This window comes from Parafrankia colletiae (genome assembly GCF_001854655.1).
Lineage (GTDB): Bacteria > Actinomycetota > Actinomycetes > Frankiales > Frankiaceae > Parafrankia > Parafrankia colletiae.
Genome location: NZ_MBLM01000108.1, coordinates 212,765 through 225,166, shown reverse-complemented (window position 1 = coordinate 225,166; position 12,402 = coordinate 212,765). Strand labels below are relative to the sequence as shown.

Annotated in this window: 11 protein-coding genes; 4 read left to right on the top strand and 7 right to left on the bottom strand. The window is 73.3% G+C overall.

Features of this window, described 5'->3' with window-relative positions:
• The first annotated feature begins 88 nt into the window (after positions 1–88).
• Positions 89–1,237, top strand: a complete 1,149-nt coding sequence (locus CC117_RS12055; protein ID WP_071083805.1) for an ABC transporter ATP-binding protein — start codon at positions 89–91, stop codon at positions 1,235–1,237.
• Positions 1,234–2,097, top strand: a complete 864-nt coding sequence (locus CC117_RS12050; protein ID WP_241830044.1) for an ABC transporter permease — start codon at positions 1,234–1,236, stop codon at positions 2,095–2,097. Before CC117_RS12055 ends, CC117_RS12050 begins: the two co-directional genes overlap by 4 nt.
• Before the next feature lie 97 nt (positions 2,098–2,194).
• Here the strand turns inward: CC117_RS12050 and CC117_RS12045 are convergent, their stop codons facing one another.
• The 7 genes from CC117_RS12045 to CC117_RS12015 form a co-directional block, all read right to left on the bottom strand.
• Entirely contained in the window at positions 2,195–2,419 is a 225-nt protein-coding gene (locus CC117_RS12045; protein WP_071083992.1) for a heavy-metal-associated domain-containing protein, read from the bottom strand.
• A gap of 216 nt (positions 2,420–2,635) precedes the next feature.
• On the bottom strand, positions 2,636–3,676 hold the full coding sequence (gene hemB / locus CC117_RS12040) for a porphobilinogen synthase (RefSeq protein ID WP_071083804.1): 1,041 nt from the start codon (positions 3,674–3,676) through the stop codon (positions 2,636–2,638).
• The gene (locus CC117_RS12035; protein ID WP_071083803.1) at positions 3,673–5,487 is read right to left on the bottom strand and encodes a bifunctional uroporphyrinogen-III C-methyltransferase/uroporphyrinogen-III synthase; all 1,815 of its coding nucleotides are present in this window, start codon (positions 5,485–5,487) and stop codon (positions 3,673–3,675) included. The genes hemB and CC117_RS12035 overlap by 4 nt, the downstream gene beginning before the upstream one ends.
• A 2-nt stretch (positions 5,488–5,489) precedes the next feature.
• The gene (gene hemC / locus CC117_RS12030) at positions 5,490–6,569 is read right to left on the bottom strand and encodes a hydroxymethylbilane synthase (protein WP_084131975.1); all 1,080 of its coding nucleotides are present in this window, start codon (positions 6,567–6,569) and stop codon (positions 5,490–5,492) included.
• Complete coding sequence (locus CC117_RS12025) at positions 6,566–7,999, bottom strand: glutamyl-tRNA reductase (RefSeq protein WP_071083802.1); 1,434 nt, start codon at positions 7,997–7,999, stop codon at positions 6,566–6,568. Before CC117_RS12025 ends, hemC begins: the two co-directional genes overlap by 4 nt.
• Complete coding sequence (locus CC117_RS12020) at positions 7,996–8,787, bottom strand: redox-sensing transcriptional repressor Rex (protein ID WP_071083801.1); 792 nt, start codon at positions 8,785–8,787, stop codon at positions 7,996–7,998. The genes CC117_RS12025 and CC117_RS12020 overlap by 4 nt, the downstream gene beginning before the upstream one ends.
• A gap of 328 nt (positions 8,788–9,115) precedes the next feature.
• Positions 9,116–9,538, bottom strand: coding sequence for a glutaredoxin family protein (locus CC117_RS12015; RefSeq protein WP_241830043.1), 423 nt, complete (start codon positions 9,536–9,538; stop codon positions 9,116–9,118).
• Between the two features lie 365 nt (positions 9,539–9,903).
• Between CC117_RS12015 and CC117_RS12010 the strand changes: the two genes are divergently transcribed.
• Together CC117_RS12010 and CC117_RS12005 are read left to right on the top strand one after the other, a co-directional pair.
• Positions 9,904–10,764 carry a sigma-70 family RNA polymerase sigma factor gene (locus tag CC117_RS12010; protein ID WP_071083989.1) on the top strand — a complete coding sequence of 287 codons (861 nt, stop codon included), beginning with the start codon at positions 9,904–9,906 and terminating at the stop codon, positions 10,762–10,764.
• A gap of 204 nt (positions 10,765–10,968) precedes the next feature.
• Positions 10,969–11,853 (top strand): HAD family hydrolase, encoded by an 885-nt coding sequence (locus CC117_RS12005; protein ID WP_071083800.1) that lies wholly within the window; start codon positions 10,969–10,971, stop codon positions 11,851–11,853.
• The last annotated feature ends 549 nt before the right edge of the window (positions 11,854–12,402 follow it).

The following is a 12,402-nucleotide window of genomic DNA, read 5'->3' as shown; positions in this document are numbered from 1 at the left end:
TGTCGGCCGAGTCGGGAACACGTCCCGGCCGGCCCGGGCATACACCGCCCGGACGGGCGGTGCAACGCGACCAGGGACCAGGGACCACATGTCACGACAGGACACCAGCGGAGCCGGGGCGGCCGTCGTCGTCCGCGGGCTCCGCAAGAGCTATCCGGGCCGCGGCCGCGGCGGCGCACCCGTCACCGCGCTGGCCGGCATCGACCTCACGGTCCCGCGCGGCACCGTGTTCGGCCTGCTCGGGCCGAACGGCGCCGGCAAGTCGACGACCGTACGGATCCTCACCACCCTCGCCCGGGCGGACGGCGGGCAGGCCCAGGTGGCCGGCTTCGACGTCCACCGTCAGCCCGCGCGGGTCCGCGCCTCGATCGGGCTGGTGACCCAGCGGTCCGGGTGCGTCCCGGACGAGACCGGGCGGGAGAACCTGCGGCTGCAGGGGCGCCTGCACGGCATGGCCGGGGCACGGCTGACCCGGCGGGTCGACGAACTGCTCGACCGCTTCGACCTGGGCACCGCGGCCGACCGGCTCGCCCGCACCTACTCCGGCGGCATGCTGCGCCGGCTGGACGTCGCCGTCGGCCTGGTGCAGCGTCCGTCGGTGCTCTTCCTGGACGAGCCGACGACCGGTCTGGACCCACAGGCCCGCACGATGATGTGGCGGGAGATCGCGCAGCTGACCGCGGACGGCCTGACCGTCGTGCTGACGACGCACTACCTGGAGGAGGCGGACCGCCTCGCGGCCAGGATCGCGATCATCCGGGACGGCCGGCTCGTCGTCGAGGGCAGTCCGGAGGCACTGCGCGGCGAGCTGCGCGGCGACACGGTGGAACTCGAACTCGCCGCCCCCGACCAGCCCGGCGGACTCGACCGACTCGACCAGGCCGGCGGACTCGACCGGGCCGACCAGGCCGGCGGACTCGACCGGGCCGACGAGCACGGCTGGCCGGGCCAGGCCGGCCGCACCGACGGGCCGGCTGCGGACGTGCGCGCCCGGCTGTGCGCGGTGCCCGGCGTCGACGAGGTGACGATCGACGGGGCCCGGATCCGCAGCAGGGTGACGGGCGGGGCCGCCACCCTGCCGGCGATCATCGCCACGCTGGGCTCCGCGGGCCTCACCGTCGCCTCCGCCACGATCGCACGGCCGTCACTCGACGACGTCTACCTGCGGCACGTCGGCGAGCGGCTGAACGAAACGGTCGGGACGGCGCTCGACAGCGCGCGGGAGGACGTCCGATGACGCAGCTGGTTCCGGCGGACGAGCCGGCGATGGGCATCCCGGCCGCTGCCGCGGAGACCGAGCATCGCGGGGGCGGCGGTGCGGGGCGGGTGCCGGCCGGCCCGCAGGTCGCGACCCTGCTCGCCCGCCATGTGCGGGCGCTGCTCCGCCAGCCCGCCTACCTGGCTATCAGCCTGGTCCAGGCGGTGGTCTGGCTGCCGCTGTTCGGCTCGCTGTTCCGCCGCGTCACCGGCATCCCGGGCTTCGGGGAAAGCTCGTACTTCAGCTACCTCACCCCGGGCGTGGTGATGATGTCGGCGTTCTTCAGCGCCGGCTGGGCGGGGATGGCGTTCGTGCAGGACATGGAGCGCGGCGTGATGGACCGCCTGCTCGCCGCGCCGGTAAGCCGGTTCTCCGTGGTCGGCGCGGGTCTCGCCTACCAGGCCCTGCTCACCACCGTCCAGAGTGTGGTCATCCTGCTGCTCGGGTGGGCGCTGGGTGCCGACTACCACGGTGTCACCGGGCCACTGGTGCTGCTGCTGACGGCCATCCTGCTGTCGACGGTGGTGGCCGCACTGTCCATGGCGCTGGCACTGGTGCTGCGGACGGAGGAGGCGCTGATCGCGGCCACGAACTTCCTCGCGCTCCCGCTGGCCTTCCTGTCGACCGCGATGATGTCACGCGACCTGCTGCCCGGGTGGATCCGCCGGATCACGTATGGCAACCCGCTCGACTGGGCTGTCACCGCGGCCCGTGCGGTGGTTGCCGGCGGGACGGACTGGGCTCAGGCCGGCTGGCGTGTCGGCGCGCTGGCCGCGGCGACCGCGGTCGCCACCGGGCTCACACTCCGGGCTTTCCGCACGTACCAGCGTTCGCTCTGAGCGCTCCGGACTCCGCGGTTCCGCGGCCCGGAAGCTCACGGAACCGCGGGGATCGGCCCGGCCAGACCGGACCCGGCGCAGGCCGGTCAGCCGATCGTCAGATGCGGCCGGCGAGGGTGTAACCGGCCTCCTTGACAGCCGCGTCGACCGCGGCGTCGTCGATCTCGCTGGCGCTCGTCACGGTGACCCGCCCGGTCGCGGCGTCGACGTCGACCGCGCTCACGGCGGGCAGCCGCGAGATCTCCTCGCTGACGGCCGCGGCGCAGTGGCCGCAGGTCATCCCGGTGACGCTGAAGGTGGTCACGATGCTGGTGACGGACATGACGACGCCTCCCGTGATGTGATCATGGGCCCCGGGCCTGAACTGCGCGCGGAGCCCGAAGATTCCGACGGTCAGCACCCTACGCCCATACCCTCCCCCCGTAGGGTTCCGTCCCGGGGTCGACCCGGCCACATGGGCCACAACGAGACACGGCGTCGCCGGGGCCCGGCGACGCGAGCGAGCCGGGACAGCCGGGACGGCCGCGCTCGGCGCAGGTCAGCCGCGGGAGCGCAGGAGCTCGGCGACCTCGGCCGCCCAGTACGTGAGGATGATGTCCGCGCCGGCCCGCCGGACGGCCGTCAGCGTCTCCAGGATGATCCTGTCCCGGTCGAGCCACCCGTTGGCCGCCGCCGCCTCGACCATCGCGTACTCGCCGGAGACCTGGTAGGCGGCGACCGGGACGTCCACGCTGTCGGCGACCGCGCGCAGGATGTCCAGGTAGGCCAGCGCCGGCTTCACCATCACCGCGTCGGCGCCCTCGGCGAGGTCGAGCGCCACCTCGCGCAGCGCCTCCCCCACCGAACGGGCCGGGTCCTGCTGGTAGCCGGCACGGTCACCGAACTGCGGCGCGCACAGCGCCGCCTCCCGGAACGGCCCGTAGAAGGCCGAGGCGTACTTGGCGGAGTAGGCGAGGACAGGCAGCTCGGTGTGGCCGGCGCCGTCGAGTGCGGCCCGGATCGCCGCGACCTGCCCGTCCATCATGCCGCTGGGGGCGATCACCTCGACGCCGGCGGCGGCCTGGGCGAGCGCGATCTGCGCGTAGCGCCCGAGTGTCGCGTCGTTGTCAACTTCGCCCGCGGGGGTCAGCAGGCCGCAGTGACCGTGGTCGGTGTACTCGTCAAGGCAGAGATCGGCCATGATCACCACGTCACCGCCGACCTCTGACGCCAGGTCCGCGAGGGCGAGCTGGACGATGCCGGCCGGGTCGTCGGCAGCCGAGCCGCGGCTGTCCTTGTGCTCGGGCACGCCGAACAGGATGATCCCGCCGACACCGGCCGCCGCGGCCTCGGCCGCGGCCTTGCGCAGCGTCGACCGCGTGTGCTGGACGACTCCCGGCATCGACGAGATCGGCACCGGGTCGGTCACACCCTCCCGGACGAACATCGGCAGGACGAGGTCGGCCGGATGCAGCCGCACGTCGGCCACCAGCCGGCGCAGCGGCGCACCGCGACGCAGCCGCCGCGGGCGCGCCAGCGGGAACCCCGGCTGGGCCGCCGCCGGCAGGCCGGCCGCGGCACGCCCGGGCGTCCCGGTCACCGCCGGGAGCCCCGTCGCGGCTTGGGCAGCCGGGCGGCCAGCGGGCCGACCTTGCCGAGTTCCTCGCGGTGTTCGGCGGCGAACTCGGCCAGCGCCGTCACCAGCGACGGGATCGACGCCTCGGTGGCCTGTACGTCCACCCGCAGCCCGAGTTCGACCGCGGTGGCCGCGGTCGCCGGGCCGATCACCGCGATGACGGTCGTCTCGTGCGGCTTGCCGGCGATGCCGACCAGGTTGCGCACGGTGGAGGAGGACGTGAAGACGACCGCGTCGACCCGCCCGCCCTTGAGGGCCTCACGGATCGGTGCGGGCGGCGGGGCCGCCCGCACCGTGCGGTAGGCGGTGACGTCGTCGACCTGCCAGCCGCGGTCCTTCACCCCGGCGACGAGCGTGTCGGTCGCGATGTCGGCCCGCGGCAGCAGGACGCGGTCGAGCAGGTCGAGCGAGTCGTCGAACTCGGGCCACTCCTCCAGCAGGCCCTCGCTGGACTGCTGGCCGGCGGGCACCAGGTCGGGCCGGATACCGAAGGCGCGCAGCGCGTCCGCCGTGGCCTCGCCGATCGCGGCGACCTTGACCCCGGCGAAGGCGCGGGCGTCCAGGCTGCGCTCCTCGACCTTCTCCTGCACGGCCTTCACCGCGTTCACCGAGGTGAACGCAACCCACTGGTACCGCCCGGAGACCAGGCCCGTGATGGCCCGTTCCATCGGGGCGGCCGTGCGGGGCGGCTCCACGGCGATCGTGGGCACCTCCAGCGGGCTCGCCCCGTGCGCGCGCAGGGAGTCGGAGAGGATCGCGGCCTGCTCCTTCGTCCGGGGCACCAGCACGGTCCAGCCGAACAGAGCGCGGGTCTCCCACCAGGACAGCTTGGAGCGGGTCCCGACGACCTGGCCGACCGAGATGACGACCTCGTGCGGCGGGGTGGCGGTCGCGCCGAGCATGGGGGCGGCGTCGGCCTCGATCCGGTCCAGCGTCGAGGTGACGGTGCGCTGGTCGGTGGTGGTGCCGTCGACCGTGACCGCGATCGGGGTGTCACCGGGGCGGCCGTGCTCGACCAGCGCGGTGGCCACCTTGCCGATCTCGGTGGGGCCGGCGGTGATGATCAGAGTGCCGGGCGCCTGCGCCAGGGCACCCCAGTCGACGTCCCCGTGCGTGGTGGGCAGGCCGAGCCCGCCGAAGCCGGTCGGGGTGCCCAGGCCCAGCGGCGCACCGAAGCCGCCACCGACACCCAGCGGGCCGGTGCCCAGGCTGGACATCGGCCGGCTGCCGAGCCGCGGCGCGCCGAACGGCGGCGCGGTGAGCGGGCCGACCGGGTCACCGGCGCCGAACGGCGACCCGCTGTTGACCGAACCCGAGGACGAGAAGACACCCGACGTACTCGCGAAGGTGACCGGGGAGCCGGGGGCCACCCCGGCGTAGGTGGCCACGGCGGCCGACGTGGAGACACCGGGCACCACCCGGTAGGGGATCCGGGCCTTCGCCAGCGACTGGGCGTCCGCGGCTCCGATCCGGGTCAGCCACGGGTCCGACGCGTAGAGGCGGACGACCTTCTCCCCGGCCCGAGCCCGGCTGACGACCGCGGCGGTCGCGGCCTCGGCGTCGCGGACCGGCTTCGGGGCGTCGAGGTCACCGATCCGCAGCACCTCCGCCGACAGCGACTCGACCACGGCGGGCGGGACGTCGGGGTCGGCGACGACGACGTCCGCGGCGGCGAGAGTCTCCACGGCGAGGACGGTCAGCAGCCCCGGATCATGGGGTCCGGCGCCCACCAGCGCAACCGGGGACACGGGCTTCTTGGTACGTCGGGTGGCCATGCTCAGCTTGTTCCCATCAGCGTGTGTGCTCCGGCGGACAACAGCTCGTCCGCGAGGCGCTGCCCGAGCGCCTCCGGGTCGACGGCAGAACCGGTGAGTTCGCGCCGCAGGACCCTGCCTCCATCCGGCGCCGAGACCACCGCCCGCAGGCGGATGCCACCCACGGCGGGCGCACCATCGCCGCGCGTGTCCGGGTGCGAGCCGGCTCCTGGAAGGACCTGGGCCAAGGCACCCACCGGAGCGGTGCAACCGGCTTCGATGCCTGCCAGGAAAGCACGCTCGGCTCTGACCGCGACAGAGGACGATGCGTCGTCGAGCACAAACCGTAGCAGCTCGGCGAGTCCTCCATCGATGCCCCGGCCCCGATCTGGTCCGGCCTGATCGGATGCTGGTCCGGCGGCCGACGTCCGGGCGCACTCGATCGCCAGCGCACCCTGGCCGGGAGCAGGCAGGATCACCTCGGGCGGGATCACCTCGGTCACGGCGTCGAGCCGGTCGAGGCGCGCCAGGCCCGCGTGCGCAAGGACGACGGCGTCCACCTCGCCATCGATCGCCTTCTTGATCCGGGTGTCCACGTTGCCCCGGATCGGCACGACCTCGAAGCCGTGACCGAGCGCGCGCAGCTGCGCCGCCCGCCGCGGCGACCCGGTGCCCACCCGCGCGTCGGGGCCGAGCTCCGCCAGCGTGCGCCCGCCGGGCGACACCAGGACGTCCCGGGTGTCGGCCCGGGGCGGGACGGCGGCGAGCACCAGCCCCGCCGGCGTGGCGGTCGGGAGATCCTTGAGCGAGTGGACGGCGAGGTCGATCTCACCGGCCAACAGAGCGTCGCGCAGTGCGCTCACGAAGACACCCGTACCGCCGATCTGACTGATCGCCACCTGGGATCGGTCACCCTCGGTGACGATCTCGACGAGCTCCACCGGCCGGCCGAGCCGGGCCCGCAGCGTCTCGGCGATCTGCCCCGACTGCGCCAGTGCCAGCGCCGAGCGACGTGTACCCAGCCGCAGTGGCCGGCGCGCCAGCCAGGCGTGCTCCGGCGCGTCGGGCGCCGGCGCCGGGGTCTGCCCTCGGGTCTCAGTCACGTTCTCTCCACCAGATCCAGGTCAGGGGCGGAGACGATGGCTGGCACGTCCCGAGGCAGGTCGAACAGTTCGCGAAGGGCCTCCGCATAGGAATCACCGCCCGGTGCCTCCGCGAGCTGCTGCACCCGCACCGTCGGTGCGTGCAGCAGTTTGTCGACCACCCTGCGGACCGTGCCGGAAACCATGTCCCACTCACGGTTGTCAAGATCGGGCATGCGGCTGCGCAGCCGGTCGAGCTCGTCGCGCACCACCGCCGCCGCGTGCGCCCGCAGAGCCACCACGGTCGGGGCGACCCGCTCCGCGCGCCGCCGGTCGAGGAAGCCGGCCACCTCCGCGGCGACCAACGACCGGACGGCCTCCACGTCGTGGGACACCTGTGCCCCGTCCAGGGCGACCCGGAGGGCCTCGATGTCGATCAGGGTGACCCCGGGCAGCTCCCGCACGGCAGGGTCGATGTCGCGCGGGAGCGCGAGGTCGAGAAAGACCAGCGGGCGGCCGCCGCGGCCCGCCATGGCCGACCGGACCACATCGTGGCCCACCACGAGACCGGACGCACCGGTCGAGGAGAGGACCAGATCAGCCCGGCCGATCTCGTGGGCGACGTCGGCCAGGCCGACCGCCCGTGCGTCGTGGGTCTGCGCGACGCGGGCCGCGTGCGCCGGCGTCCGGTTCGCGATGACGACCTCGCCGGCACCGGCCCGGCGCACGGTCTGGGCCGCCAGCGAGCCCACCGCACCCGCACCGATGATCAGCACGCGGGCACCGGCAAGGGGGGCGTCGTCACCGCCCGGGACGGCCGGTGCGGTGAGACCGGGGCGCAGCATCTCCTCGACCGCGTCCGCCGGGCCGGTTCCGGGGCCCGCGACGGGCGCGGCCAGCGCGTCCGGGCGGCGGGCCTGCAGGTCGAAGGCGGCCATCCGCACCCCGACCGCGACGATCGAGGCTCCCGCCGCGTCGATGGACGTCTCGGCGTGCGCGCGCTTGCCGACCCGCAGGGCGGTCTGGAACAGCCCACCGAGGATCCCGCTGGTCACCTCGGCCGCCTGAGCCGCCCGGAACGCCACCCGCACCTGGCCGAGGATCTGCGACTCGCCGACGAGCATCGAGTCCAGCCCGCACACCACCGAGAACAGGTGGCTGACCGCCCGTGCCTCGTGGTGCACGTAGAGGTGGTTCGCGAGGTCGTTCAGCGGCACCCCGCACACCCGGCTGAGCTGGTCGGAGATGTCGGCCAGCCCGCCGTGGAAGGTCTCCACCTCGGCGTAGATCTCGGTGCGGTTGCAGGTCGAGAGGACGACCGCCTCGCTGATGTGGTCGGCCGCCACCAGGTCGTGGAGGACCTTCGCCGTCTCGTCCGCGGAGACCGCGGCGAGTTCCAGCAGCGAGGTCGGTGCGGTCCGGTGGTTGAGCCCCACCGCCAGCAGGCTCACTCGGAGTCACCCCCATGCGCCACCACGGGCAGCGGCACATCCGGCGCCACCCGTGACGGCGGTGGCACCACCCGACGGGTCATCCGCACGACCTCACCAGCCTCGTCATCCACGGTTGCGCCCGGCCCCGGCCCGCGACCGCCCGCCACGGCGCCGGCGGGCGAGCCGGGCGACGGACGTTTGCGAGCCTCGTGAAAGGAGAGAATCTGCAGTTCCAGGGCAAGGTCGACCTTACGCACATCTACTCCCTCCGGCACCGAAAGCACCGTGGGGGCGAAGTTCAGGATGCTGGTCACGCCCGCTGCAACGAGACGGTCGCAGACATGCTGGGCCGCCGCCGCCGGCGTGCAGATCACGCCGATGGTCACCTGGCAGTCCTCGATGACCRCTTCCAGCTCGTCGACCGGACGGACGACCACCTCGCCGACCCGCTCACCCACACGGGACGGATCCGCGTCGACCAGCGCCGCGATGCGGAACCCACGGGCGTGGAAACCGCCATACCCGGCAAGTGCATGTCCGAGGTTACCCACCCCCACAAGCACCACCGAGCGGTCTTCGGTCAGGCCAAGCTCGGCCGAAATGCACTCCAGCAGGATGCCCACCTCGTACCCGACCCCACGCGTCCCGAACGAGCCGAGCTGCGAGAGGTCCTTGCGGACCTTCGCCGAGGTCACCCCGGCGGCGGTGGCCAGAGTGTCCGAGGACACGGTGTGCATCCCACTCTCGCCGAGCGCGGTCAGCACACGTAGGTAGAGGGGCAGCCTGGCGACCGTGGCCTCGGGCATCGACGATCTGCCCGACAGCCGCCCGGCCCCCCGCCGTGGTTGACGCATCCGCGGCTCCCGACATCGTTCGACAGTGCGGGCCGGCTGCTCGGCCCCATGGACCGGTGGCCGTGCCATGCGAGACGGCCCCGCCGGCCTGCACGGGTCTGCTCCGTGTGGTCACGCCCGGCCTGGCGGTCACGCCCGAACAGCGGGCACAGCCGGCCCGGTGCTTCGTGCGGCCGACGACCGCGTCTGCGGACCCACAAAGTCTACGACTTCGTGAAGGGATTCACGAAGTACTGAGGCCCGTGCGACCGCCACCCCAGCCGGCAGCCCAGGTCACCCGCTACCGGGCGGAACGCCCCGACCGCCAGGACCACCGGTCGCCGGCCAGCGCCCGGCGCAGTCGCTCCTCCTCGACCCGCCAGTAGCCGTGCTCCCGGCCGTCCACAAGAACGACCGGCACCCGGTCCCCGTAGGCGTCGACGGCGGCCGGGTCCGCATCGACATCGGTCTCCCGCCAGCTGACACCCAGCTCCGCACCGACCCGCGCGATCACCTGCCGCGCGTCGTCGCACAGGTGACAGCCGACCCTGGTCACCAGCTCGATCCGGGTCGCGGCCACCTCGTCGCCGAAGCCGGCGCTGGAGCCGCGGTCGCTCGGCCCGGCGCTCGGGGCGGGATCACCGGACCCGGGAGGGTGCTGCCGTTCGGAGTTCGCTGCGCGGGCGTCGATCACCCCAGCGACGATAATGCTTCCGCGGCGCACGGATACCTACCATCGGGTGACGACCCACTGTCCGTCGACGACCGGCGGCGGGTTACGGTACCTGGTCTCCCTGGACGGGCCTCCTGGCTACACTCAGCTACCCGACGGCTATGGTGGTGGCGCCCATCACCGCCCGCGACGTCCTTGCCGGGAGCCCGTATGTGCGCCATGACGCGCCCCACTGGTCGACGGTCGCGGCACGGGGCAACCGGCACCTTTCCTGCCAGGACTGCATTCCCGGGAACCGATCCCGCCGGAACCGATCCCGCCGGAACTGTCACGGCGGCACCCACAGGCGGGTGGGACGTCCGACGGACAGCGGTGCGACCGGCCGGGTACGTGGGCGTCCGGCCGACGGAGACACCGTGCGCCTGCTGATCGCACCGGCGATCGCGCGCGGCGGGATCGCCGGTGGCGTCGGCGGCCACGTGCCACGTGCCACGCCCGCCCTGGGACGCCTGCTCGCCCTGCTGCCACTGCTCGGTACCGCGGCTGTCATGTCCCGCGCGACTGCTGGGGACGCCACCCGCGTCGACGCGTCGGAGCCGCAGCACCCGCCGGAGCCGGCTGATCGGTCTGATCGGCCGGACCTGCGGGGGCTGCCGGGCCTGGTGGACCGGCCGCAGCCCGCGGCCGTGGCGCGCCCGCCGGACCCACGGGTGGACGCCGACCTCGTCCACCGGGCCCGCCGCGGGGAGCGGGAGGCGTTCGGCCAGATCTACGACCGCTACGCCGACCTCGTCTACCGCTTCGCCTTCTACCGCGTCGGCGGCAACCGTGCGGTCGCCGAGGACGTGGTCTCCGAGACGTTCCTCCGCGCGCTGACCAGGATCTCGACCTTCGAGTGGCAGGGCCGCGACATCGGCGCGTGGCTGGTCACCATCGCCCGCAACCACATCGTCGACCTCGCCCGCTCGGGCCGGGCCCGGCTGGAGTTCCCGGCCGCCGACCTGTTCACCACCGCCGAGAGTGGTGTGGGCCTGCGCACGTCCGTCCCGGGGCCCGAGGACACCGTCCTGTCCGCGCTCAGCCTGCGGGACCTGCTCCAGGCCGTCAGCTCACTGGGCTCGGAGCAGCGGGAATGCGTCACGCTGCGGTTCCTCGAGGGGTTGTCGGTGCGCGAGACCGCACAGGCGATGAACAAGAAGGAGGGGGCGGTGCGGGCACTGCAACTACGGGCGGTGCGCGCCCTTGCCCGCAGCCTGCCCATGTCACGTGGAGACTGACAGCGGGCCGGCGCTGACTTCCCGGGCCTGGCGGGGTCGTAGGCTGACGGCGCCGCCCACGGGCTCGGGCAGCCGGATCTCCTCCAGCGCCCGCGGGCGGGCATGCCACGATTCTACCGAAAGGATCGAACATGCGTTCCAGCGTCGAACGGCGTCTCCTTCCAGGCCTGAACGCCGGGGCTTCCATGCCGCGAGCCCGATGACATGAGGGTGCGACGACGCAAGGACCATCTGCACGGCCGCGAGGCCGCGGAGGCGGCCGCCACGGCCGCGTTGAAGGTTGYCGCCGAGGAGGTCGCGAAGCCCCCGCCGGACGAGTCCGCCGCGGCCTTCTTCGACGTCGACAACACCATGATGGCCGGCGCCTCGATCTTCTACTTCGCCCGCGGCCTGGCCGCGCGCGACTTCTTCGACTCCCGGGACCTGCTCAAGTTCGGCTGGCAGCACGTCAGCTACCGGGTGCGCGGCCTCGAGGACCCGAACGGCATGCGGGACGCCCGTGAGGCCGCGCTCGCCTTCGTCGCCGGGCGCAACGTCACCGACATCGTCCGCTACGGCGAGGAGATCTACGACGAGCGGATGGCTCAGCAGATCTACTCGGGCACGCACGCCCTGGCCCAGCAGCACCTCGATGCCGGGCAGCGGGTCTGGCTCGTCACCGCGACCCCCGTCGAACTGGCGTCCATCATCGCCCGGCGGCTGAACCTCACCGGCGCGCTGGGCACCGTCAGCGAGGTCGCGGACGGCTGTTACACCGGACGTCTCGTCGGCGAGCCGCTGCACGGGCCGGCCAAGGGCGCGGCCGTGCAGGCACTGGCCGAACGCGAGGGACTCGACCTTTCCCGGTGCTGGGCCTACTCGGACTCGATCAACGATCTGCCGATGCTCTCGCTTGTCGGGCATCCGGTGGCCATCAACCCGGATCCCGACCTGCGCGCGGTCGCCAAGGAGCGGGACTGGCTGATCAAGGACTTCCGCACCGCCCGCAAAGCGGCCAGGATCGGCATCCCGACGGCCGCCGGGCTCGGCGCCCTCGGCGGCGGCGTGGCCGCCGGCATGGCGCTGCGCCGCCGCTACGGCGGAACCTGACGAGGGCTGCCCGCCGAGCGAGCCCAGGCCCGGCCTGGCCTGGCCGATTACCACGGGTGTTCGGCCGTTGGGTGACACCGGTGTCGGAAACCGACCCCGACCATCGCCCGGGACGTCCCGACGAACGTCACGCCCGCCGGACCGGAACGGCGTCCAGGCACGGCATACCCATCTGGCGCCGCACCGGCAGCCAACCACGGGACGTCCGCACCCACTTACCGGACGGACGACGGTGCACCGAACCGGTCCCACCGCCCCCGCGGCGGCCTCCAGGGACGCCGCCAGGTCGCTGACCARCCATTCTCCGACGTCCAGACAAGGTCGCGGCGAGCATCGGCGGCGGCGGGCAGTTGTGTTGACGATGGAGACTACAGTAAAGGGCTCGCTGTGACCTTTGCTTTCCGAGAGCTTGCGGAATGCTCGTCTCCGCCGCCGTCAAGGGACCTCCCAGAAAGACCACGTGAAGGTCATTTCGCCAGGCAAAACGGTCCCCCCAACCCTCGACCAATGTGCCAGCAATGTCAGATTCCCAGCCACTATCGGATCGAC